Below are 24715 nucleotides of genomic sequence, written 5' to 3' on the forward strand. Positions count from 1 at the left end.
ATAGTCCTCAATTACTTACTTCCAATAAATCAGTCTGTCTGATTTTATTCCTCATTCTACCTTTCAACGCCAACGCTGGTTTTTCCACTATAAACCATGAAAATACAGCTAAAAATAAAGTAATGGAGAATGAACTACCAAAGAGACTGATCGGGTTAATGTGTGGAAAAAAATGAATTAATAATTGTTGCACAGGAAATGCATAAATATAAAGCCCATAAGAATAATCACCATATTTATCCAGAAAACTGAAAGACAATTTTCTACTAAACGCGATTAAAAAAATGAAATAAGAAAACCCCAGAAGAGAAAAAATTGCCTGATATTGTGGAGGACTTAAGAAAAAGAGAATACACGACAAAAACAAAATTCGATAACTTAAAATAATTTTTTCTTTTAACAGGTAAACAAGGGCACCTAACATAAAAGAGAATACAGCCTGAACTGTTATCAAATTACTTGAGTGGCTATATTTACTTAATGCATACGCTGAAATAAAGACAATCAATAAAGGAATTCTTAAATACTTTCTGCTAAAAGAGCCTATAATGCCCACCAGACCCACAATACAATAAAGTTTAAATTCAATAGGTAAAGTCCACAGTGAACCATTAACTGCATCCGGAAAAATGTTATTTTCAAAAACACCGGGAAGATTCATTTGTAAATGAAAAAGAGTAATATTCTGGAAAATATATCGAAAGGTTAACCCCGAATTAAAATAATCTCTTAAGGTTAAAGAAGTAGCAATTGGCCCGATAACCAATGCGGTTATAAGCACAGATACTAGTAACCCTGGGAAAATTCTTAATGCTCTTGCTTTGATGTAGTAATAAAAATTGTTATGTCTTATGTAACTTTCTGTCACCAAAAATCCACTAATTGTAAAAAAGGCAAGCACCCCCAAACTACATTGAAGGGATGAATAAGCAATAAAACTCCCTAATGGATTGGGTATTCTTAATAAGTCCCAGGAATGGCAAAAGATAACGAAAACAGCGCTCATTAAACGCAAAAAAGTAAAATTATTTATTCGTTCGTGATGCACATGGGCAACTGTGTTCAACAAAACTCTCCTCTATTATTCCATATACTCAGTGGAAAACTGCTCTTCCTTCATAAGGCAATTCTATTTTCCACTTCCTCCGAGTCACTCTTAAGCGCCATTCTACATTGATTTGGCTTCGCTTCATTCTCCCTTAAAGAAAACCAGGCGATAGCCCCAACAAAAATGAGCATATAACTGGGTATCCATATAAAAGGTCTTTGATAAAGATTGATAATAAATACCAGAAGAAATGTATATATTTCTCGTTTATTTTTCAATTTTCCAGCATTAACAAACGTATACAAAAATAAAAAAAGTAATAAATAAACAAAACCTGTTAAACCATAATTGGTCAATATAATTTTCCAGGTTGAACTAAAGCCATCATATACGCTATTAGCGTCGCTGGAAATACCAAAAAGTATTGTTCCAATACTGCCATGTAAATAGTTAGAGAATAGCGCCTGCATTTTAGGGGAATCTCGATTATCTAACTGTTTAATGTATTCAATGACTTTTTTTACCTGTAAATAATGGTTTATCTTTTTAGCCAAATCGATCTTTTCAGTATTATAATTTTTTTTGATATTATTTTCTATTTGTACTAGTGGGACGGGGCGAGTATGAAGAGGGCTATATGGCATTACAAAGCAAAGCGCACCGGTCAAACCAAGCAACACCATCATTTTGAATTTTTTTAACAAACAACATGCCGTAAGACTCATCAGATAAAATGCCAAGGAGAAAGAAAGAATTCCGCCTGTTAAAATCAGAACATTTTTCCATTTTTTCTTAATCTCAAAACAACTTACTGTCAAAAAAAGAGCAGCGAAAGTACCAACCGTTCCTGGCTCATCATAAATACCCACGAGCCTCGCCAGCTTTCCTCCATAAGGCAATAGATTGATAGTATTGCTTTGAAATACAGAGCCAGCGTAATGAAGATAATACACATTTTGCTGTATCTTAAAAATACTGTTGGCTTCCAGGTGATTAAAATTTAAAGGAATCGCCATTAGCATTAATAACCAGATGATAATAGAAGGAACTAATGAAATAGCAAACAGAAAAGAAAAAACTTTCATTGCCAAAATTTTATCTCTTGCACTTAAATTAAATAAAACCAGCATCGAAGGAATTAATAAATACCAGGTTTTATGCGTATGTACAGAAGTCCACAAACAACTTAAATATAAAAGAAAAAGACAAAAAAAGAGAGCCGAATACAGATTGAAATTATCAAAATTATTATACGCTTTCGAATAAAAATAACTGACTATCACGGCCCCCGCACTAAAACAGAAATACAGCGTTTGATGTTTCCATGTAAAATAAGGAAGCATTGAAACAAGTGCCAGGAATGCCATGCTAATATGAATTACATTGATTTTCGACAAAAATCCTTTTTGTAAAATTTCAAAATAAGCATCCTTCATTGGGTAAAAACTCCTAATTCACCTTAATCATTCTTCAAATAGATCATTAAACCATGTTCGTATTATCAACAAACATTTAGTTTCCCGCATCCTGAGAAAAGCGCAGGTTAAAAAATAACAGATTATTGTCTTTAAAGAAATAAACTGCGCAATAGATTAAATACAACGTGTAGTTAAGCAAATAAGCATAAGATAAACCTATTATACCCAATTTATCGAAAAGAAAACGTGAAAAAATATAAAAGCTTGCACCAAACAATAGTTCAGCGATTAAAAATAACGTCGTTCTGCGCTTAACAAGCATATAATAAGAAAAAACCCAGGCTGTTATTTTAACAACGCTTCCCAGAAGTTGAAAAGCAAGAATATCTCCTGCCATTAAAAAATCATTTGAAAATAAAAGATTAATAATCCAAAACCGTCCTATGTAAATCATTGTCGCCAATAAAGATGCAGCAACGAACCCTAAGATTAAAACTTCCTTTACAACATTCAGTTCTTCTTGCCTATTCTCAACCTGACTTAATTTAGGTACATAATAAGTGGTTAATGCCGTGGTAATAACGAGTAAATAAAGTTCTGAAATTCGCCATGACGCTTCCCATATACCAGCCATATCCCATCCAATAGTGGTAACAATATATATTCTGATAAACATTAGAATTAAAGGCGTGGAAATCAGTGTGACTATACTCATTAACCAATAGGGGAAAAATTTTTTGTACACTAAAAAATTAAATCGAGGTATTAACCATTGCCACTTAAAATTCGTGACACCTGTCAACAAGCTTACCCCTAAAAAAACGGGTAACGCCTGCATACTTATGAGCGCCACCAAGCCACCAGTCAGCCCATAAAAATTTACCAGAATAAGCGAAAAGATAAGGAGCAATAAACTGGCAACTGACTTACATACAATCAGTCTGACAAGCTCACCCCAGCCATTGAAACTGGCAATAATTACCTGGTTAATCATTATTAAAACACCACAAAATGCCAACAGATAAAATAAATTACTGTAATCCGATGTTTTTAATATCACCTCAGAAAGTTTCGAGGCAAAAAGGCAGATAAAAATAGCGGCTCCCAGCGTAGAAAATAAACCAAGCCCCAAAGCATTTCCTAAAAAATCGTTAGACGTTTTGCTGCCGGGTTTTTCCTGAGCGCTGTAGCAAACCAGACCTGTAGTAAATCCCCCCGAAATTAATAAAATAAAAGCAGTTATGAAGCTTTGAAATTGACCAAAGAAAGCAACCCCCTCTCGTCCCACATGAACAGCGATGTATTTAATGACTACAAAACCTGAAGCAAGTTTTATTGCAGTTTCTATAGAAGAAAGAAAAGAGGTTTTAAATAGATTCATTGGAATTTATTGACTTTATCGATAACCTGGGCCACTTCATCGTTCGTGAGGACTGGACTCATCGGCAAACTCAGAATTTCACTGTGAAGTTTTTCAGTGACCGGTAAACAAAATGAAGCATATTGTTTATAAGCAAGTTGTTTATAGGGAGGAATGGGGTAATGTACCAGACATTGAATACCTGCTTCTTGCAGATAAAACTGTAAAGCATCTCGTTGCTGGCAGATGATAACAAATAAATGCCATACATGATCCTCGTCTTGCAATGCGGGTAATCGAATAAGAGAATTGTGGATACCTTCTATGTACGCTTGCGCAATTTCACGCCTTCGTTTAATCTGAACATCAAGGTATTGAAGTTTTACCCTGAGCATTGCAGCTTGTATTTCATCCAATCGACTGTTTAATCCCTGATAAGCATTCTTGTATTTCTCGTAAGAACCATAATTACGCAAAGCGCGTAAAACAGCAGTTAACTCTTTATCATTAGTCGTGATTGCACCTGCATCACCAAGTGCTCCCAAATTTTTTCCAGGATAAAAACTAAAACCAGCTGCATCCCCCCAATTACCCGCTTTACGCATTGCTAAAGAAGCACCATGCGCTTGAGCGGCATCTTCAAGTAATAGCAAGTTATGTTGTTTGGCCAGACTGATTAATTGTGGCATTTCTGCTAAACGACCGTAAAGATGAACCGCTAATATTGCTCGTGTTCTCTTTGAGATAGCTGCTTCTACACGCTCCGGATCAACATTAAAACTATGCACATCCGGTTCAACAAAGACGGGAACCAGCCTGTTTTCAGTAATTGCCAGGATACTGGCAATATAAGTATTTGCAGGAACGATCACTTCATCGCCCTCTTTTAAATACCCTAACTCTTTCCATGCTCTTAAGGTCAGTATTAATGCGTCCAAACCATTCGCTACCCCAACGCAATAATCCGTACCACAATATGCAGCAAATTCTTTTTCAAAATTTTCCAGTTCCGTTCCGGCAATATACCAACCAGAATCAATAACACGAGCGCAAGCCTGTTTTAGTTCTTGTTCGAAGGTCTTATTGACTTTTTTCAGATCGAGGAAATTTATCATTTAATTCTCATAAAAATTGGCAAACTATCAATATAACGTCCTTGAGCGTGTTATAAGATTTATAAAACAGGACGCTTGTTCGTCACCTTTAATTAATGCACCGCAAAATAATTCTCTGCCTTTCATTAAGCGAGTGTTTTCCTGGCGCCATTTAAAATAGTAAGGTTAATTTAATTGGAGCTTTTGCTTACCCAGTGATTAATCAGGCTATTTTTGTAGTGAAACTGAATCATCATTCACATTCTCAATAAAACAATTATAATCACGAATATAATCTGCTTCGTTATAATGTTCACTGGCAAATACGATTAGAACACAATCTTCACTAAAATCGTGTAATTCACGCCAGATCATTTTATTAATAAATAAACCTTTAGTGGGGGTATTCAACCAGAAATTTTCTCGTGTTTTACCATTATCAAGCACTACCCGACAACTGCCAGCCACGCAGACAACAAGTTGTTGCAAACTTTTATGCGCATGAAATCCACGGCTAACTCCTGCCTTCGTATCAAAAATATAATAAACACGCTTCATGTTAAAGGGAAGATTGGAGCCTTGTTCAAGCGCAATTAAACTGCCTCGTTGATCACCAACCGCCTGTAAATCAATTAACTCTGTCTGAATATAATTTGCATGAGGCAAGATTTCAATGTCTCTTAAAAGAGGAGCTAAGCTATCTTTTTCACTCAGTATTGGCTCTTCACCAAGTGGCCACTCGATTGCCAATTCAGGATCATTCCAGCGAATACCTGCCTCGCACTCTTTACTATAAAAATCAGTTGTTTTATAAAGAAAATGAGTATGATCCTCCAGAGCAAGAAAACCATGGGCAAAACCTTCCGGAATCCATAACATTTTCTTATTATCGGCACTTAATTCAACACCCACAGAACAACCAAACGTAGGCGAATTTTTTCGTATATCAACAGCAACATCATAAGCCCTTCCCTGAACGACACGAACGAGTTTACCTTGAGCATGAGGTGGCAATTGAAAATGAAGCCCTCGCAAAATATTTTTTCTGGAACAGGAATGATTATCTTGAATAAAAGGACGAGGAACAGGTAAACCAAGCTTTTGTAGTTCACAGTGAAACCGTTCTTCGTTAAAGCTTTCCATAAACCAGCCCCGGTCATCGCCGAACACAGCAGGTTCAATAATCACTACATCAGGAATAGAAGTCGGTATTAATTTCATACGGTAATCTCATTCAATTGACGAAGCAGGTACTGTCCATAAGAAGTTTTTTTAAAGCGCTCGGCTTGAGCGCATAGTTCATCAGCTGTAATCCATCCTGAATGAAAAGCAATCTCTTCCAAACAGGCAATTTTCAACCCCTGCCGTTGTTCAATAGTATGCACAAAATGACTTGCTTCTAACAAAGAATCGTGAGTCCCTGTATCCAGCCAGGCAAATCCGCGACCTAGTAATTCCACATTAAGGCTCTGATCTTCGAGATAAAAACGATTTACATCAGTAATCTCAAGTTCGCCACGTGCAGAGGGTTTAATATTTTTGGCGACATCCACCACGCGACTATCGTAAAAATAGAGTCCGGTTACTGCATAATTGGACTTGGGTTGTTTAGGCTTCTCTTCAATGCTTATAACGGATCCCTGCTCATTAAATTCTACGACGCCAAAACGTTCCGGATCTGAAACATGGTAACCAAAAATTGTAGCGCCCTTTTCATGCAAAGAAGCAGCGCGCAAATTGGTTGAAAAGCTTTGCCCATAAAAAATATTATCACCGAGAATCAAACAGCTGTTATCACCGTTAATAAAATCTTCACCGAGAATAAAAGCCTGAGCTAGTCCATCCGGCGAAGCTTGCTCCATATAGCTAAGTGCAATTCCCAATTGACTCCCATCCCCCAGCAAAATCTGAAATTTAGGTAAATCCTCTGGGGTTGAAATGATAAGAATTTCTCGCATTCCAGCAAGCATTAAAACCGAAAGAGGATAATAAATCATCGGTTTATCATAGATAGGAAGCATTTGTTTTGAAACACCCAAAGTAAGCGGGTGCAAGCGAGTACCGGAACCTCCAGCTAAAATAATACCTTTACGTTTTTTCATCAGAGCTATCCTAAAAATTCTTTAAGCATTCTATTAACCCCAAATTCCCAATGTGGTAAATGCAGGGGGAAAACATCAGAAAACTTTGTGGTGTTCAATCTGGAATTAAGGGGTCTTTTTGCAGGCGTAAAGTAATCAGCACTGTCAACAGGATTAATAGTCTTTACTTGAAAACGCTCCCCCAGATTTCGAGCTTCTTTTATAATAAAATTTGCATAATCGTACCAGGACGTTTCACCTTGAGCAGCAATATGATAGAGACCTTTAACCGTGGGGTTTTGTAAGGCGATACATAAAGCATGAGCGGTAATATCGGCCAGAAAATCTGCTCCTGTAGGAGCACCAATCTGATCATTCACCACGTTAATAGTTGTTTGTTCATACGCAAGACGAATGATAGTTTTAACAAAATTATTACCACGATTACTATAAATCCAACTGGTACGAAAAATCAGATAATTACATCCGGATAATACCACTGCCTGTTCACCGGCTGCTTTGGTCTTTCCATAATGATTGAGGGGCGCTACGGGATCATTTTCCTTCCAGCAATCAGAACCTTTTCCATCAAAAACATAGTCAGTAGAATAGTGAACCAGCCAGGCCCCTATAGCAGCAGCTTCTCTCGCTAATAAACCCGGCGCTTTTGCATTAATAAGCTCAACGGAAGCCCGCTCACTTTCTGCTTCTGCTTTATCTACCGCAGTATAAGCTGCAGCATTAACAATAATGTGGGGTTTAACAGTACGAATGGTATGAGCGACTTCATTTAGCCTTGAAAGATCACCACACAACGGAAAAGAATCCTCACGAATCAGGGCAGTAACTTCTCCTAAAGGCGCCAAAGCTCGTTGTAATTCCCAACCTAGCTGACCATTTTTACCAAAAAGTAAAATTTTCATTGTTAAACGGTACACATGTGATTATGACTACCAACAACACGGTAACTACCGTCTTTAATGCTGTTTACCCATGCGCTATTTTCAATATACCATGCCACTGTTTTACGTATTCCGCTTTCAAAGGTTTCTACAGGTGACCAGTTTAAAGTCTGCTTAATTTTGGTAGCGTCAATTGCATAACGCTGATCATGACCTGGCCTGTCTTTAACATAGCTAATCAAATCAACATAGTGTGCTATTGTTGCAGGTTTTATGGGGGCCAACTCTTCCAGTAAAGAACAAATAGTACGAATCACGTCAATATTTTTTTTCTCATTATGACCCCCGATATTATAAGTTTCCCCTACTTTTCCTTCTTTCATAACAAGATAAAGCGCACGCGCATGATCCTCAACGAACAACCAGTCTCGAATCTGCGTACCATTTCCATAAACCGGTAAAGGTTTACCTGCCAGAGCGTTAAGGATAGTCACGGGGATCAACTTTTCTGGAAACTGATACGGGCCATAATTATTAGAACAATTCGTTACTAATATGGGCAAACCATAAGTTCGATGCCAGGCTCTTACCAAATGATCTGAACTTGCTTTGGTAGCAGAATAAGGTGAACTGGGGGCGTAATTGGTCGTCTCCTTGAAAAAATCATCCGAGGTTTCCAGATCCCCATAGACTTCATCAGTCGAAATATGATGGAAGCGAAAACACTCTTTTCGTGCATCGGATAAGGATTGCCAATAAAATCGGGCTGCTTCAAGCAGTACATAAGTTCCAACGATATTAGTTTGTATAAAGGCCGAAGAGTTATCTATGGAGCGATCAACATGGCTTTCTGCCGCCAGATGCATGATGACATCCGGTTGATGGAATTTAAAAAGCGCATTTATTTTTTCTGCCGAGCAAATATCTACCTGCTCAAAAATATAACGATCACTCCTGGCAACACGTTCAAGCGATTTTAAATTGCCTGCATAAGTTAATTTATCCACATTAATAACAGTATCCAATGTTTCATCGAGGATATAACGAATTAATGCCGAACCAATAAAACCCGCACCACCTGTAACCAAAATTTTCATAGCAATAACCACCAATTCACTTACTGGATGCAAGAAATATAGGAATCAGGATATTTCCTGGAGCAATCCCTAATAACACATCACACGTCTGTCATCATACATTATCCTTTCCAATGCGCCTTAAATTTTAGTTGCCTCCATAAAACCTGCGTGCCATGACTTGTTCACGGCCTCCGGAAAAAATGCTCCCTTGTCTCTCAATCTTCAAAATATTGCAGACCAGCCGCGGTACATTATCCTTATTAAGTCAACTAAAATTTAAGGTTCATTGGAAATGATTATACCCTTGCGACTTAGGCCGACTTTATCACACTTAAATAATCGCTCGCAAGAAAACTTATGAAGATAAAAAACCGATTATCCATTTGTTTTTTTATCTATAATACGTCTCCAGAACAGTTAATCGGTATATCGTGTATCAAAAGGTGTCTTAATGCGTAATTTACGACAAACGAACCAGAAAATCATATTGAATAAAGCAAAAAAAACTGTTTTTTTACTAAGTATATAATCGACATATTTGGACGATTTACAGCAGGATATAAAAGTATTCATAATGCCATCCATGCCAAATTCCTGCGCTCTTTTATAAGAAAGTTCACAGATTTTTTGATACTTATCAGGGTTCAATTCAATTAATTCCATGATTAGATCAACCATCTTGTAGCGGCGTTGGGTCAAATCTTTTTCCCCCACATTAAAACCTGTCAAATTGTGAAAAAAACCATAACACTCTGCCTGTTTATCCATCTCTATAGCCTGTAAACAAGGCAGTTTACAAGCGGCGGCTTCTACCAAAGCAGTACCAAGTCCTACAAACAAAAAAGCGTCTTTTAGCACCTTGGCAAAATCTTCATAGGGAATTGCTCCCGGCAGATGAACCACTTTTTGCATGTTTCTGCTATAAACAAGTTTTTTTAATTGTTGAAACTGCGCCCCTTCTCCATAAATATAATATTCAACATTAAATCCACGATGAATTAGCTCAGCAACAACATCGAGCATGGTAAAATTATAGGTTTTAAAATCAGTAATTCTGCCGATAGATACTATTTTATAAGGACTTACACAGGGGTATCTATATTCAATATCAGCAAATCGTTGTACGTCAACAGGTATTGGAACGATTGGGGATGGCAAAAAATCATGCTGCAATTTTTCGCTATGGCGATCCTTTATGCCCTGGTTCATGAAAAAAATATTGTCTTTGGGGAATTTCTTGATTAAATCCGCGGACAACCTCGCCAATTGATTTTTAGAATCAGTCAATCCACAATATTCAAGAGGGTGATAAACACCGAAACAGATTTTGGCCGCAGAAAAATAGGCACGCCGGATGTATAGACTATAAATAAGAGGAAAGAAACTGAAAGTATAGATACAATCGTAATACTCTTTTCCAAACCTTTTAAACGCTCGATTAATACTAAAAAAATGCCACCCTATGTATACTTTGGCGTATTGTCGAAGATTACGAGTTGTGTTTTTGTCCACTTCTCGCATAAGAAGTACATCAACAGAATAATTATTTTCCTGAAAAAATTTTGCCATTCTTAAAATCAGAGTTTCCACTCCGGCAGCACCCATTCGGGTCGATATGAGTAAAATCTTCACGTAACTATTCCCCTTAGAGGTAGTAATCCAATTCCGGGTTCAACAGGCTTAACACTCGGCAACCAGGTTACGCACAAAACGGGCAGGAACCCCGGCAACCAATGTCCCGGCGGCCACATCCTTTGTGACCACTGAACCTGCCGCAACTATCGCCTTTTTGCCTATATGAACACCAGGCAAGGTAGACACACCGACACCAATAGTTACATCATCCTCGATGACAGGTCCTTTTATATGTTCTCCATAACCAGCACGGATAAGATTATCATTGGTCGTAGCCACCATGGTACTTATAAACACATTATTTCCTATCGTAGCATTACCTGTGATATGCGTGTTATCCATTATCTTGGTGGCATTCCCAATCAGGGTGTTGTAATTAATCGTTGTATAGCGACTAATAATACAGCGAGAGCCAATCCTGCATTTTTCTCGGATAGAAGCGCCATCGCCAAGCAGAGTATTATGACCAATCTCCACATCATAGAACACCACCGCATGAGGACCGATGGAACATTCATCGCCAATAACTAATGATTTCTTAAAGAGAGGTGGTCGTGCGAGAGCACCTGCGCCTTTTGGTTCCTTGCCGATAAACGCACCCGGAAATAACTCCACCGCTTTACCGATCGTTACGTTATCCGCAATGACTACATGAGGATGAATAATGGTGTCATCCCCAATAGTAACCTCCCCGATGACGGCATAAGGGCCTATGGATACATTCCGACCAAGAATTGCCTTTTCTGAAACGATTGCCGTTGAATGAATTAACACTGGAGCTCCTCTTTTTGCCAGGCAATCGTTGCAATCACTCTTACCTTTTCTCGGAAATCTATCATAGAACCGAGATAGCAACAAGAAACAGGCAACTGGAAAATGAGTAAAACAATCACTTACTGCGTAATTAATTTTCAAAACAAATACCCCAATGAGATCATCAGGATATTTTGTTGTAAGAATATTCGCATAATTAACCCAATTGGAGATATACTGTTGTGATGTTTATGATTTGGAAGACTGCATGTCCTTAAAGGTCATGTATGATGAAATTGCAAAACATTATGTTATCGCGGATCGATTTGGTTCAATTCGTGAAAGCCATCGTGTAGCAATAGAGCAAATTAAAAAAGAACATCTGGGCTTAAGACCTCACTATAAAGTGCTGGATTTCGGTGTAGGGAATGGACGATTTCTGGAAAAGCTTAAACCTTATATGCCAAAGGCTGATTTTACTGGTATTGATATTTCTCCCGAAATGTTAACGCATGCCCGTAAAATTTTACCTTTAACAGCTATCGAAGGAAATGTGACAGAAGCAAGCCGTTATTTACCTCACCACAGCCAGGATTTAATACTGGCGCATTTTATTAACGCCTATATTCCTCTCCAGACTCTGTTTAATGAGGCTAATTTGCTTACACGTGCCAATGGGCATTTTTCCCTAATTACAACCACCTATGAATCTTTTCCTGTAGCGCAACAAAATTTAGCCAATTTTATTGCAGAAGGTTCGCTCATCAGTAGTGTGGTGGGTCATTACTATAAATCAATGGTTAAAAATACTACAGTTGCCTCAGGATTAGAGGAATTAAAACATGTTTTTGCCCAACACCAGTTTAAAATTATTCATCATCAACGTCTTCGTATTCCAATTACCTTGGAAAATATTGAGGAACTTGCCCTTTTCGGTATTGAGGGAACCTGGTTTTTAAATAGTGTTTCGATGAGAATGCTGCCTAAAAATTTTTTGTTGCAACGTCTAAAACGACTTTTTGGTCGAATTTTTACTTTTCCATATCATGATACTCATATAATCGATGTTATTTTAGCAAAAAAATAAGATAACCAGCCAAGTTACATAGACACTCTGCTTAAATTGATGCAATTGGGCTATTGAATAGAGACTTACAAATAAGAACTGAATTAAGCCAAATCCAGATTATTTCGCTTGAAAACCCTGTCGGCACGATAGCTCGAACGCACTAAAGGGCCTGCTGCCACTTCAAAAAAACCTTTTTCTAAACCAATTTCACGTAATCGGACAAACGTCTCTGGAGTAACATAGCGCATCACAGGCAAATGATTTTTCGTAGGTTGCAAGTACTGCCCTAAAGTTAAAATATCTACTTTTTGCGCTCGCAATTCATCCATAGTCTGAATGATTTCGTCATCCGTTTCACCAAGTCCTAACATTAAACTGGTTTTTGTTAACACCTCAGGACGATATTGCTTGGCAAAAGCAAGTAGGTTTAGCGTTTGCCAGTAACCCGCGCGATTATCACGGACTGGATGAGTCAATCTCTCCACCGTTTCAACATTTTGGGCGAATACATCAATACCGCTATCCAAAAGAAGAGCTATATCGCTTTCCACGCCTTGAAAATCAGGGGTTAACGCTTCTACCCTGGTTTCAGGACACCGTGATTTAATTGCCCGTACTGTATCCGCATAATGCCTGGCACCTCCGTCTTTTAAATCATCACGGTTCACAGAAGTGAGTACGACATAATCGAGCTTCATTAAGGCAACTGTATTTGCTGTATTTTCAGGTTCCTGGGCATCAAGCCAGCCATGAGGATTTCCTGTATCTACGGCACAAAAACGACAAGCTCTTGTACACACTGCCCCCATCAACATAATGGTGGCAGTTCCATGGGACCAGCATTCTGCAATGTTTGGGCATTTCGCTTCTTCACACACTGTAGCCAATCTGTGTTTAACAACCTGTTCTTTTACCTGGTGATAGGCGGGTGTTGTATGATTAACGATACGCAGCCATTTCGGTTTGGGTAAACGTTCAGACGATTCGCAAGACTTAATGCCGTCTTTAATAGCCGTTACCCCCTGCGAGGTTTTATATTTTTGACCACTTTCAACAACAACAGGAATATCAATTAATTTACTCATGATACTATTTATAATAAAAGATATGCTGATAATCCCAAATCAACTCTTGCAAATCAAGTTAATCCTGTTTAGAACACAAAAATAAAGTCCAATGGCTTTATTAATTTATATTTTTACTGTCAAACTCATTGAGTCTCCAACCACTAAACTTTCTCCCTTGTTTTTCTCTGAAAATAACAAATATCTATTACTGGCAGGAAAAGTACTCTGACACTTGGCTATATCAGCTAATAGTTGAGAGAATTCCTTCGCTTCTTTCGCATGTATTATTTTTAACCGCCCGTTCTCCATCTCCATCATTGTTTTTTTGCATAGTCCTTTAAAAATCTTATAATTTAATAAGCTCTTGTTATGAAGATAGACTAAAGTATGTGTTTCCAGGCTCACCCAATAACGCTCTTCAATCCGAACGTCAATCTCCCTTTGCGGATTACTCTTTTCAGATTCTGTTATTTCTTTTACTTTCATGCTAACGCTTTTTAAATTAGTTCCTATACGCCTAAAAAATTCTTGTTCAGCAGGATTTAACTCATTAAACCAGATATATGGAGAAAAATTAGTCTGTTTACCTTCAGAAGCAAGTAGAATCAATTTAAATTGGTTGTTATATTTTTTCCCTATCTTGCCTATATTTTCCGTAAAAGGGTTCTCAAGAAATTGATGGATTGCATCTCTAAACTCTGCATAAGAAAGTTTTCCTTGCTTATACAACATGAGTCCATTATCAATATACAGCGCATATTGTTCTAATTTATTAACCAGCAGGGTATTTTCTTTATTCGAATTCTTTAAATTAGCAATCTCTTCACTGAGAAAAAATAACTGCTGACTGAAGTTTTTTACCCAATAGGTAGCCGTGTTATTAATTTGCATCAGATAGGGTAATTCCATACCAAGAACTGCGAACTTTAATTTTTCTATGATTTCTTTGTCAATGTTACACTCTCCAGCGTCAAGAGCCTTTATACATTGAAGTTTAAATAACTGATTATTGATTATATTTGGCGCTCTAAAATATGCCTTTGCACTATCAATTAAGACAGATAGAAGCTTCATTTTGGCTTCATTAATTTTATCTTCTTCCCGGAGAATACTTTCTTCAAGTGAATTCAGTCCCCAATAAAAGTTTTTTTCATAAAAATTTATATCAGTATCTGATTGTAAATAATTAGTACCCAACCAACTCAGAACAAATTGAATATCTAATAGCAAAAAATTTAAGGAAGAAAAGTTAACTCTACTGGATTTTATTTTATTAATAATGGATTTAATAGCAGATAAAGAACTATTCTTAAATACATTATAGGTCAGACGATCTGACTGATAGGTATAATTATAAAAAGAAAACGTAATTATATATAACTCAGAAGTAAATAATTCAGCATTAGTTTTATGCAGACTCTCTCGTAAAGAGACGAGTAATTCGTTAAAACAAGACTCCGCTCGTGAAAAATAATTAAAAATTTTAGCAATATCATCCACAAATTTATCAAATTCCACGCTTTGCCCAAGCAATGGAGCAGCCTGGGAAACAAAGTAGCGAATGTCCCTTCTTAATAATTCTGACTGAGCTTCAGGTTGGGATGAAAAAATTCCTTTGAGTGTCTCAAGATTAGCAGTCAATTTAAAACCTTTCTCCCCTGATAACCCTGAAACTTTTTTTAACAGATAATCGAAAACCATGCGCTCAAGGTTTCTAATGCCCCTCAACAGTTTTCTTCCTTCAGAATATTTTAATTCTAAACGGTCCGTAAATAAACCAATGAACGACCAGTTTTGGATTTCCCAATCAACACTCATTTTCCCATAGATAATAGTAATCCCTAACAGATAGTTTGCAAAATCTTGTAAGTTAATTGACTCCTCATTTGAAAATTCAAAATACAATTTTTCAATAATACTTAACATCATTTCAAAAAAGAAATCACTATAATAAGTATTAAATTCATTCAACCATTTATAATATTTTTCAAAAAATTTTTCCTTTTCTGAATCTTTTTCTTTAATTTTAGGTTGTAATGAATTAATTAGATGTTGATACCACATGTTGACTCGCTTTTTTTATTATTATTTCAATTAATTTTAACGTTTGACCAACCAATATTTTTGTCTTGTTATCAACCATCCTGTCAATAAAGACAAAATAAGAGTAACCAGTGAAAGGATTAAACTGGAAAATCCTTGAGGATAAAAAACAAAAAAGACACCAATAATAAGTAGAATACACCATGCGGTACAAGTTAACAGGGTTTGCAATTTTTCCCAACGCTTACTCTTACGTAGAAAAATAATGAATAACATCAATAAAATTGAAGGCAATGAGTAAATCAATTGGTAACTGATTTCATAAATCCCTCTCTTTACAAAAGAAAACTGATTAATATCTAGCCATTGCCTAAAAACGACAACGAAATTAGGGACACACACCTGTTGATAGGCTTGAAGCAATAATCCCGTCAACACAACCACCACAGGGATGGCCAGGGTTTGATGTTCTTCTTGCAACCCCTGAAAGGAGAACTTAACAATATAAGCGAACAATCCCATACCAACTAACACCGTAAGTAGACGCAACCCCGGCTTTATTTGATAAAAAAGCACTTCATGACCTTGTTGAAGATGATGAGCAATAGCCACCCCTATTAGAAATAAAATACCAAGGCCCACCTGTATTGTTAGTTTTTTATACAGCCACACAAAAGCAAATAAAGCAAAAAGACAAAATAACGCACAAGGATTCAATGCATCAATCAGCGCTATAGCAGGGATAAACGAAACTGCGGAAAGCTTGTTTGTCATATCTGAGCCAAGCCAGCTGGCATTGGCAGCTTGTTTTAATGCACCGATGGTATCAGCATTTAATTTTCCTGTTTTATTAATTTGTTGATAACAGTAATTTAAATTGTCAGCCAAAACTTTACCTGTTGTGGTTGCCTCATCAAAACCAATCCAGTGAGAATTACAGAAAAATAAAGCAGGTACCGAATAATTACTGCTCCCCTCTTTTTGTAAAGCCTGGTGAAATTTCTCAAGAGCCTCTTTATCCTCATTAATAATATAATGATGAATCTCAAGCCATGTCTCTTTAAGGGCTAATTCTTGCAAAAAAGCATCTGCCTTTTGACAATGAGGGCAAGTGGACGATATAAACAGATCAACACGTAACTTAATCTGACCACCCTCTCCCCGAGTAAACCAGCCTGCTGGCTCTAAAGAGGCCCAGGAAACACTTACAAAAACAAACAGAAAAAGACCTGAAATGCTTTTTAACGCGTTACGCATACTCGTATCCTTCTTCGATTTGACAGTCATTTGAAATGATATTATTAAAGCTTTCGGTGCTGAATCTACTATAAAACATAATATTAACCAATAAATTAAATTAATTATTTCAAACAATTACATCCTTTGTGATGGACAAAAAGAAGTTGATTTTCGAGCACATGGACGCAACATACACATAGGTGAGCCTCGGCGCATAGACAAATAGCCTCTTGGCCAAAACCCAAATAGTAAAATGGCAACAGACTCTAATAGGAAACCTGAATATAATTCTCAAGTTGTTCAATGACTCGAGCTTTGTCCTCAAGCAAATGAAAAAGAACATCCCCAATTGAAAGAATCGCAACTATTTCATCATGCTCAGCTACTAAAACATGACGTCGCCTGGTGCGGGTAATGACTTCCATGGCTTTTTCAACTGGATCAAAGAGACTTAAAATACTCACTTCGGAATAAGCGATATCAGCAGCGGTCGTCCTATAAGCATCCAATCCTTGATTAACACAATTTCTAACTATATCTCGCTCAGTTACCATGCCCAGCAGATCCTTTCCATCTTGAACAACAAGTGCACCAATGTCTTTTTTGCTCATCATTTCAACACATTGAGCTACGCTGGCCTGAGAGTGTATATAAATAACAGGAGGTCTTGGTTGAGGCAGGGCCGAATAAATCAGATGGGTCATAAAATTCTCCCTCGGATTTTTTCATAACTAAAGCTGATCCAACGCAGAGAATTCACCTTTCTTCAAATAGTGCCGCACAACTTTAATTACGAAGAGCAATTGTAAAGCAATACTCTGCCTATTAAATATAGCACAAATAAAGAACTATCAGGGGGGAGTTTAATAGAAAAAGCTTAATGGCGAATACGCCATTAAGCACTCAATCGTTAACTAACTACACGCCAGGAGCCATCTGCCTGTCGACAGGCTTTACCATAAATTTGTTGCGGTTTACCACCAATGATTGCTTTCGTAATATATTCTCGGCAGGGCTGCTGATTGATATAATAAGTTCTCATGGGCTGTACCGTGTAGCGATAACCAGTATCAGGATTTTGCCAGGCTACAGCTCGGCCTGTGGGGGCTGTTTCCAATGCTTTTTGCATTTCCAGTCTATCCAGCCTGTCCATGGTACGACCAATATTACCGCCAAGATAAGCACCAAGCAGAGCGCCCCCTGCAGCGGCTGCTACCTTACCTGAACCACCACCAAACTGGCTACCAACAAGTCCGCCAACAACTCCACCCGTTAAAGCGCCAACGCCTTCATTATTTATCTCAGCGCAACTCGTAAGTAAAACAGCAGAGAACGACGAGATCAATATTATCTTTTTCATTTAAACTCACCTGTGTAATGGTTCACAAAAACGGTTTCTATTCTAGCATCACGTTTATATATTATCCATAACTTCTCTTAATACTATGATTCCTGAAGTACCCGTGGAGAAAACTGACACAATAATTCATAAGCAATTGTCCCGGCGGCATGAGCAATCGTTTCTACAGGAATATATTGCCCCCATAATTCAACCGCATCACCAATCGTTACCTCAGGACAATCCGTTAAATCAACGGTTAACATATCCATAGAAACCCTTCCTACGATAGGCAGGCGATAACCTTTTACCCACACAGGGGTATCGGGTTTAATATGACGTGGGTAACCATCACCATAACCGGCAGCCACCACGCCAATAATGGAAGGTCTGGTTGTTCGCCAAACGCCTCCATAACCAATAGGAGTATCTGCTGGATAATGGTGGATGGCACTTATTGCGGAAACAAAACGCATAACAGGCAGCAATCCTAATGTTTGGCCAACCTGATTACTAAAAGGAGATACGCCATACAGCATAATACCAGGACGTACAACATCAAAATGAGCTTCAGGCAGATCAAGCAGAGCGGCTGAATTGGCCATACTTCTTACGAGCTTCGCTGGAGGCAACTTTAATGCCTGAAATACACTTAGCTGTGTCTGGTTGACAGGGTTCTCAATTTCATCGGCACAAGCAAAGTGAGATAATAAACCAATCTCTGCATCGACCCAAGGACAAGCTGCCAAAGCAGCAACAACATCATGGACTTCTTCGGGCATAAAACCTAAACGATGCATGCCACTGTCTACTTTTACCCAAACTTTTATTTTATCGGGCAAAGGCTTTGCCAATAACCATTGCAACTGGCAGGATTGATGAATAACGAATTGAAATTTGTAGTTAACAATAGTCTGTAACTCGTCTGCACTAAACATGCCCTGAAATAAAACACACTCACTCTGTACACCAAGCTTGCGAATAGCTACCGCCTCTTCCAGACAGGCAACCCCGAATGCATCAACTTTTCCTGCAAGAACAGGGACTACATTGGATAAACCACAACCGTAAGCATTCGCCTTAACCATTGCAATTATTTTGCACCCCGGGGCATGCTGCTTCACCTGATTTAAATTGTGTAGTAATGCTTTCGTATCAATTTGTACATGAGCAGGTCTTGTCACTAATCTACTCCCTGGTAACCGTCAAAAGCCAAATCCTCAAAGCGGGTATATTTACCAAGGAAAGCAACCCTGACTTTCCCAATAGGACCATTACGTTGCTTGGCAACAATGATTTCTGCCACACCTTTATCCGGGCTGTCTTCATTGTATACTTCATCCCGATAAATAAAACAGATTAAATCCGCGTCCTGCTCAATTGCTCCTGATTCACGTAAATCAGACATTACCGGGCGTTTATCATGACGTTGTTCCAAACTTCGATTAAGCTGGGATAAAGCAATCACAGGCACTTCAAGCTCTTTGGCCAGTGATTTTAAGCTACGTGAAATTTCTGAAATTTCCGCAGTGCGATTATCCGCTTTAAAACCGGGTACTTTCATAAGTTGAAGATAATCGACAACAACGAGACCCAACTGGCCGTGTTCTTTCGCCAGCCTGCGTGCTCTTGCCCGCATTTCTGCAGGGCTTAGCGCTGGCGTATCATCAATAAATAAAGGTGCTTCGGAAAGCATATGAACGGCTGAAGTAACTCGAGGCCAGTCGTCATCATTAAGTTTTCCCGTACGGATACGGTGTTGATCGATACGCCCCAAAGATGACATCATTCGCATTGCCAATGAATCAGAAGGCATTTCCATCGAGAAAACCAATACCGGCTTACCTGCTTTAATAGCCGCATGCTCAGCCATATTCATAACAAGCGTGGTTTTACCCATCGAAGGGCGCCCGGCAACAATCACCAGATCAGAAGGTTGCAGACCAGATGTCATTTCGTCCAAATCTGATAAACCGGTAGCCAGTCCCGTAATAGCATCACCATTGTGATAGAGTGCATCAATTCGTTCTACTGCTTTCACCAGAATGGATTTGATACTCTCAGGCCCACCGTCTCCACCGGTTTGTTCAGCAATAGCAAAGACTTTGGTTTCAGCAAAATCAAGAAGCTCGGGTACCTCCCTGCCGCCAGGATTATAAGCTGAATCCGCAATATCGCCAGCCACGGCAATAAGCTGACGCTGTACCGATTTTTCTCGAACGATATCAGCATAAGCTGACACATTGGCGACACTGGGCGTATTGTTGGCTAATTCAAATAAATAAGTTTCACCACCGGCATCGTCCAGATCATTAGTCGATTTTAATGTATCAAGAAGTGTAACTACATCAAAAGGCTGCTCTTTTTTGGCCAATTCAATAATGGCTCGATAAAGAATGCGATGTTCCGTACGATAAAAATCAGCTTCGCACAATTTGGAACTTATCTTATCCCATACCTGATTATCTAACATCAAGCCGCCAATAATTGCCTGTTCAGCTTCTGCAGAATGCGGAGGACGTTTTAATGGATCAACTGTATTTTTGCGTGTTTTTACTTCTACCATGATTTACCAACAGGATTAGTATCTTTTCTGAACAAAAAAAGACACACACAGGAGTGTGTCTTTCTTAATTTTCTTAATTTTTTATGAGCGCACCCAAACCTGAGTACGGCCTAACACCGAAAAACCGACATAACCGCGTACATAAAGTTTTTGCCCTTTTAACGTCATTTTTGCGCGATAGACTTTTCCGCTTTTTGGATCAAGAATATGGCCTCCTTCCCACTCGCCATTTCCTTTATCTTTCAAGCCCCATATAATACGCAAACCCTTAACCGGTTTTCCTTTAAAATTTCCCGGGCATTTTGCACAAACACCTACATCGCCTGGCTGAGGGTAAACATCCACAACAGTCCCGGTCAGGGTATTACCCGCAACATTCAGCCGAATTACCGCTCTCTTTTTTCCTGTTTGATCATCAATAGCCGTCCAGTTACCTGCCGGCGATTGCGCTAAAATAGCAGGAGCAAATAAAGCGGCAAACACAAACGTCATCAACACTTTCCATAGTCTCATAAGTTTCTCCTTGAATTTTCTTTAAGAAGGATAGGCTATCATTTAATCGATTGCAATTACTTCCTTTCTACTCAGTGAGAGGCATAAAAAATTGTTCTACATCATTAGCGGTCAGGGTCATGGTACCCGTTGCATTATCAGATAGAATTCCCTCAAATAATTGTCGCTTTTTCGCTTGCATGGATAATATTGCCTCTTCGACGGTCCCTGATGTGATTAATTTATAAACAAAAACAGGATTCTCTTGTCCAATACGATGGCTTCTGTCTGTAGCTTGTTCTTCAACTGCCGGGTTCCACCAGGGATCGTAATGAATCACGGTATCAGCGCGTGTTAAATTTAATCCGGTTCCTCCAGCTTTTAAACTGATTAAAAAAATGGGTGCTTTTCCTTCCTGAAAAGAATGAACTAATGCTTGCCTGTTTTGCGTCTGGCCGGTTAATTTTAAATAAAGGTAATTACGTTTGATTAACTCTTCTTCTATCAAACGTAACATTGAAGTAAACTGCGAGAATATCAGAACTCGTCGCCCCTCTTCCATCAAATTATCCAGTAGCTCCATCAGTGTATCCAGTTTGACAGAAGTACCCTGTGCAATTTCTGCTCCAGGTACAGTTAATAACCGTGGATCACAGCAAACCTGCCTTAATTTAAGCAATGCGTCAAGAAGAACGATATGACTTTTACCCATACCCTGCTTTGCAATGGCTTCCCGGACTTTTTTCTCCATACTCATGCGTATAGCTTCGTATAAATCTCGTTGGCTGCCAGCCAATTCTACCGTTCGTATCATCTCAGTTTTTGCAGGTAATTCACTCATCACCTGATTTTTGCTACGGCGCAGCATAAACGGTTGCACTCGTTTAGCCAGTAAGGTTTTGCGTTCCATATCACCTGATTTTTCAATAGGAGTCCTGAAAAACTGCCTGAACTGTCTGAGATCTCCTAATAAACCAGGCATCAAAAAATGAAATAAAGACCAAAGCTCACCCAAATCATTTTCCAGCGGTGTTCCCGACAAACATAATCGGTGAGTCGCTTTAATCTGTTGAATAATCTGTGTTGTTTTAGTGCGTGCGTTTTTTATTGATTGGGCTTCATCAAGAATTAAATAATAGAATAAATAATCGACAAAACGGGTTTTATCCCGCTGAATAAGGCCATAAGTGGAAATAATTAAATCGTAATTATCGAAACTGTCTTCATGGCGTTCAGCACCATGAAATATCAGAATTTTCAACGCAGGAGTAAATCGTTTGGCCTCTTCAAACCAATTACCTATGAGGCTCGTCGGGGCAATAATCAAACTGGCTTTAGTCAGACGACCCTGCTCTTTTTCTACTTGTAAATGGGCCAGAGTCTGGACAGTTTTACCTAATCCCATGTCATCAGCTAAAATCCCGCCAAAGTGGTTTAACCGCAAAAACTGCAACCAGTTCAAACCTTGATGCTGATAATCCCGTAAGGTAGTCTTTAATCCTTGCGGAATTTCAACAGCAGGAAGTCTGTTAAGCGTCACTAATTGCTGTAACTGGGAACGTAATGCTTCACTACCCTGCCAGCGTGCGGAAATGCATGCCATTGCCTGTTCTGTTTCTTGCATCAACACGAGCTGATAACGTTCTATCTGCAAAGACTGGTTCTCTTTAATATGACGAACCCCATATTGTAAAAGAAAACGCATCAGCGGCTTGATTCGCCCCAAAGTAATGTTTAAAAATTTACCATCAGGCAAAGGTAATTTGACACGCTCCTCATCGGATAAACTATCAAGATTTTTACTATCAAGCTGGCCAATAAGTGTGGCAACCAAAGGCACAATACTGACTTGTTTGCCTTCCACTAAAATACCTAATTGATAAGAAAAAAAATCATTGCCAGCATCATCAATTTCAGAAAACCAATCCAGCTCGTCCGCGTCAATCAATTCTTCATAAACAGGATGAACAAACTCAACTCGCCACTGTTTACTCTTCAATAAAGGAATCACCTGACTGTATAAATGCGGCAAATCATCGCTATTTTTATAGCGTTTTAACAGGAGTAGTTCCTCCCCATTATCAATAAATAATTTTTCATAGGGTTTAAGGCTGCGGCAAGGAAGAATTTGTTTTAATTCCTTGAAGATTTTCTTTTCATACTCCAGATCGCGAGGAACTTCCAGTAAACTATCGTTTCTTTCGCTAAAAAGACTTGGAGAAGTCTCTTTTATACTAATTACCTTACCGTCGTAATCAAACAACAACTCAACTATAAAAAGAAAATCATTGGAAGAAAAATACTCTTCAATTTCAATGGCATCAAAAATAATTACCGGTTGAGGCTTGATGACTTGTATTTCTCTTTTTTCATACATTTTAGGCGGTGGTAATTTTCGATCAACTTCTGCCAGTTTTTCACTCACTAATGAGACTTGTTCTAACGCGACGGAAGGCAGATTTAATAAGGTTTTTAACTGATTCATCGAGTAGGAACTGATTAAAAGGCCCAGGCAATTAGCTTCGTTATCGTAATACCAGGCTTTATCCAAAAACAGAGGGCTAACGTTTTTTTTCGCGCACACGAATGTCAGAGATTGACTGCCATCCAGATTGAGTTGCCATTTCATCCGGACATTCAGCGCCCGCCCCAATATCAGACCTGTTTCATCGGTATTTGCCAGGTAAGCTCTGCCTGTGGCAAGAATTTTTTCCAGTAAATCGCTGTTGCGAGTCTCTAAACAATCAAACCAATCTGATTTAAGTAAAAAAGCCGCAATAATTTCTTCATCAGAAGGAGCAAAATACTGTTTGCGACTTTCTGTGATTGTATGAAAAAAAATCTTCTTGCCTAACCCTCCTTTTTTAAGGCATTTTGCCAAAGCAAATCTCACGATGACGCGGTGCCCGTAGTCACTCAAGTGAGGCTCCAGTAAATAAGTGATCACATGCGTAGGACTGATTGCCTTTTTCTCAAGATCTTTTTCGTATAATGATGTTGTCCATTCCTGGAGAGGAACATCAGACTCACTGGATGAGGTTCCAGCATGAATATCATTTTCTCTGGCCTGCAACGCAAACAGGCTCGCTGCTGCATGCTTGCAGTTAAAACTATAAGTGCAGGAACATTGAGCAGCCTGGGCAGGCCATGATTTTAAATCCATATGAACATTATAAATTTGCCCGGAACGCCCTTTAACACGTGCTTTAAGGAGACCATCGCTCAAACGAAAATTTAATACATGGCCTTTTTGTTGATATTCTTTACCGTGCCTTAATACGGTAGGTAAAAAAATATCGGTAATTCGTGAAAATGCCTCTTTTAGCATGAATCTACAACCTGTTTTTAAAATTAATCAGAGATGCCCCTGATTTAAAGTTTCGTCAGGAACCAAAAGCAATAAGCAGAGAGACGTCTCTATTATAACTAAATATTAAGGCAGGGAATACAGAACATGTTTATTCCTCTCTGGAAACGTGTTCTCCTGATAAAGTTATCAAGAACAGTATGTGAAATATATCTCCTGGCCA

At 38.5% G+C, this 24715-nt stretch carries 20 protein-coding genes and 1 pseudogene; 1 reads left to right on the forward strand and 20 read right to left on the reverse strand.

Annotated features, from left to right (window positions below; all coding sequences use genetic code 11):
- Positions 1-7: 7 nt before the first annotated feature.
- The 11 genes and pseudogenes from T345_RS0100165 to T345_RS15495 form a co-directional block, all read right to left on the reverse strand.
- On the reverse strand, positions 8-1066 hold the full coding sequence (locus tag T345_RS0100165) for an acyltransferase family protein (RefSeq protein ID WP_028387541.1): 1059 nt from the start codon (positions 1064-1066) through the stop codon (positions 8-10).
- A gap of 50 nt (positions 1067-1116) precedes the next feature.
- Positions 1117-2484 (reverse strand): hypothetical protein, encoded by a 1368-nt coding sequence (locus T345_RS0100170; RefSeq protein ID WP_028387542.1) that lies wholly within the window; start codon positions 2482-2484, stop codon positions 1117-1119.
- Between the two features lie 76 nt (positions 2485-2560).
- Positions 2561-3847 (reverse strand): O-antigen translocase, encoded by a 1287-nt coding sequence (locus T345_RS0100175; RefSeq protein WP_028387543.1) that lies wholly within the window; start codon positions 3845-3847, stop codon positions 2561-2563.
- The gene (locus tag T345_RS0100180) at positions 3844-4941 is read right to left on the reverse strand and encodes a DegT/DnrJ/EryC1/StrS family aminotransferase (RefSeq protein ID WP_028387544.1); all 1098 of its coding nucleotides are present in this window, start codon (positions 4939-4941) and stop codon (positions 3844-3846) included. Before T345_RS0100180 ends, T345_RS0100175 begins: the two co-directional genes overlap by 4 nt.
- Positions 4942-5148: 207 nt before the next feature.
- Positions 5149-5586, reverse strand: coding sequence for a sugar 3,4-ketoisomerase (locus tag T345_RS15365; protein ID WP_242604571.1), 438 nt, complete (start codon positions 5584-5586; stop codon positions 5149-5151).
- Positions 5587-6141: pseudogene (gene rfbC, locus T345_RS15370) on the reverse strand (dTDP-4-dehydrorhamnose 3,5-epimerase); the annotation flags it as partial.
- The gene (gene rfbA, locus T345_RS0100190; RefSeq protein WP_035917843.1) at positions 6138-7022 is read right to left on the reverse strand and encodes a glucose-1-phosphate thymidylyltransferase RfbA; all 885 of its coding nucleotides are present in this window, start codon (positions 7020-7022) and stop codon (positions 6138-6140) included. The gene rfbA and the pseudogene rfbC, both read right to left, overlap by 4 nt.
- Before the next feature lie 5 nt (positions 7023-7027).
- The gene (rfbD, locus tag T345_RS0100195; protein ID WP_028387547.1) at positions 7028-7924 is read right to left on the reverse strand and encodes a dTDP-4-dehydrorhamnose reductase; all 897 of its coding nucleotides are present in this window, start codon (positions 7922-7924) and stop codon (positions 7028-7030) included.
- A 2-nt stretch (positions 7925-7926) separates the two neighbouring features.
- On the reverse strand, positions 7927-9000 hold the full coding sequence (gene rfbB / locus T345_RS0100200) for a dTDP-glucose 4,6-dehydratase (RefSeq protein WP_028387548.1): 1074 nt from the start codon (positions 8998-9000) through the stop codon (positions 7927-7929).
- A 399-nt stretch (positions 9001-9399) separates the two neighbouring features.
- Positions 9400-10614, reverse strand: coding sequence for a glycosyltransferase family 4 protein (locus T345_RS0100205; protein WP_131777727.1), 1215 nt, complete (start codon positions 10612-10614; stop codon positions 9400-9402).
- A 48-nt stretch (positions 10615-10662) separates the two neighbouring features.
- Positions 10663-11391 (reverse strand): DapH/DapD/GlmU-related protein, encoded by a 729-nt coding sequence (locus tag T345_RS15495; RefSeq protein ID WP_028387550.1) that lies wholly within the window; start codon positions 11389-11391, stop codon positions 10663-10665.
- A gap of 247 nt (positions 11392-11638) precedes the next feature.
- Between T345_RS15495 and T345_RS0100215 the strand changes: the two genes are divergently transcribed.
- Positions 11639-12457, forward strand: a complete 819-nt coding sequence (locus T345_RS0100215; protein WP_028387551.1) for a class I SAM-dependent methyltransferase — start codon at positions 11639-11641, stop codon at positions 12455-12457.
- 83 nt (positions 12458-12540) lie between these two features.
- On the opposite strand, the gene lipA is transcribed toward T345_RS0100215, so the two are convergent.
- From lipA to T345_RS0100260, 9 genes are all read right to left on the reverse strand, one after another.
- Positions 12541-13524, reverse strand: coding sequence for a lipoyl synthase (lipA, locus tag T345_RS0100220; protein ID WP_028387552.1), 984 nt, complete (start codon positions 13522-13524; stop codon positions 12541-12543).
- 105 nt (positions 13525-13629) lie between these two features.
- Positions 13630-15570 (reverse strand): hypothetical protein, encoded by a 1941-nt coding sequence (locus T345_RS0100225; protein WP_028387553.1) that lies wholly within the window; start codon positions 15568-15570, stop codon positions 13630-13632.
- A gap of 36 nt (positions 15571-15606) precedes the next feature.
- Entirely contained in the window at positions 15607-16806 is a 1200-nt protein-coding gene (locus tag T345_RS13140) for a glutaredoxin family protein (RefSeq protein ID WP_051555062.1), read from the reverse strand.
- A 248-nt stretch (positions 16807-17054) separates the two neighbouring features.
- Positions 17055-17492, reverse strand: a complete 438-nt coding sequence (locus tag T345_RS0100235; RefSeq protein WP_028387554.1) for a CBS domain-containing protein — start codon at positions 17490-17492, stop codon at positions 17055-17057.
- Positions 17493-17698: 206 nt separating this feature from the next.
- Complete coding sequence (locus T345_RS0100240; RefSeq protein ID WP_028387555.1) at positions 17699-18148, reverse strand: RT0821/Lpp0805 family surface protein; 450 nt, start codon at positions 18146-18148, stop codon at positions 17699-17701.
- Between the two features lie 83 nt (positions 18149-18231).
- Entirely contained in the window at positions 18232-19311 is a 1080-nt protein-coding gene (alr, locus tag T345_RS0100245; protein ID WP_028387556.1) for an alanine racemase, read from the reverse strand.
- Positions 19311-20693 carry a replicative DNA helicase gene (gene dnaB, locus T345_RS0100250; protein WP_028387557.1) on the reverse strand — a complete coding sequence of 461 codons (1383 nt, stop codon included), beginning with the start codon at positions 20691-20693 and terminating at the stop codon, positions 19311-19313. The genes alr and dnaB overlap by 1 nt, the downstream gene beginning before the upstream one ends.
- Positions 20694-20774: 81 nt before the next feature.
- A complete protein-coding gene (locus tag T345_RS0100255; RefSeq protein WP_028387558.1) occupies positions 20775-21206 on the reverse strand; it encodes a DUF2147 domain-containing protein in 432 nt (143 codons plus the stop codon).
- A gap of 67 nt (positions 21207-21273) precedes the next feature.
- Positions 21274-24513: a DEAD/DEAH box helicase gene (locus tag T345_RS0100260; RefSeq protein WP_028387559.1), complete on the reverse strand. Its 3240-nt coding sequence runs from the start codon at positions 24511-24513 to the stop codon at positions 21274-21276.
- Positions 24514-24715: the final 202 nt, after the last annotated feature.

This window comes from Legionella fairfieldensis ATCC 49588 (assembly GCF_000621525.1).
Classification (GTDB): Bacteria; Pseudomonadota; Gammaproteobacteria; order Legionellales; family Legionellaceae; genus Tatlockia; species Tatlockia fairfieldensis.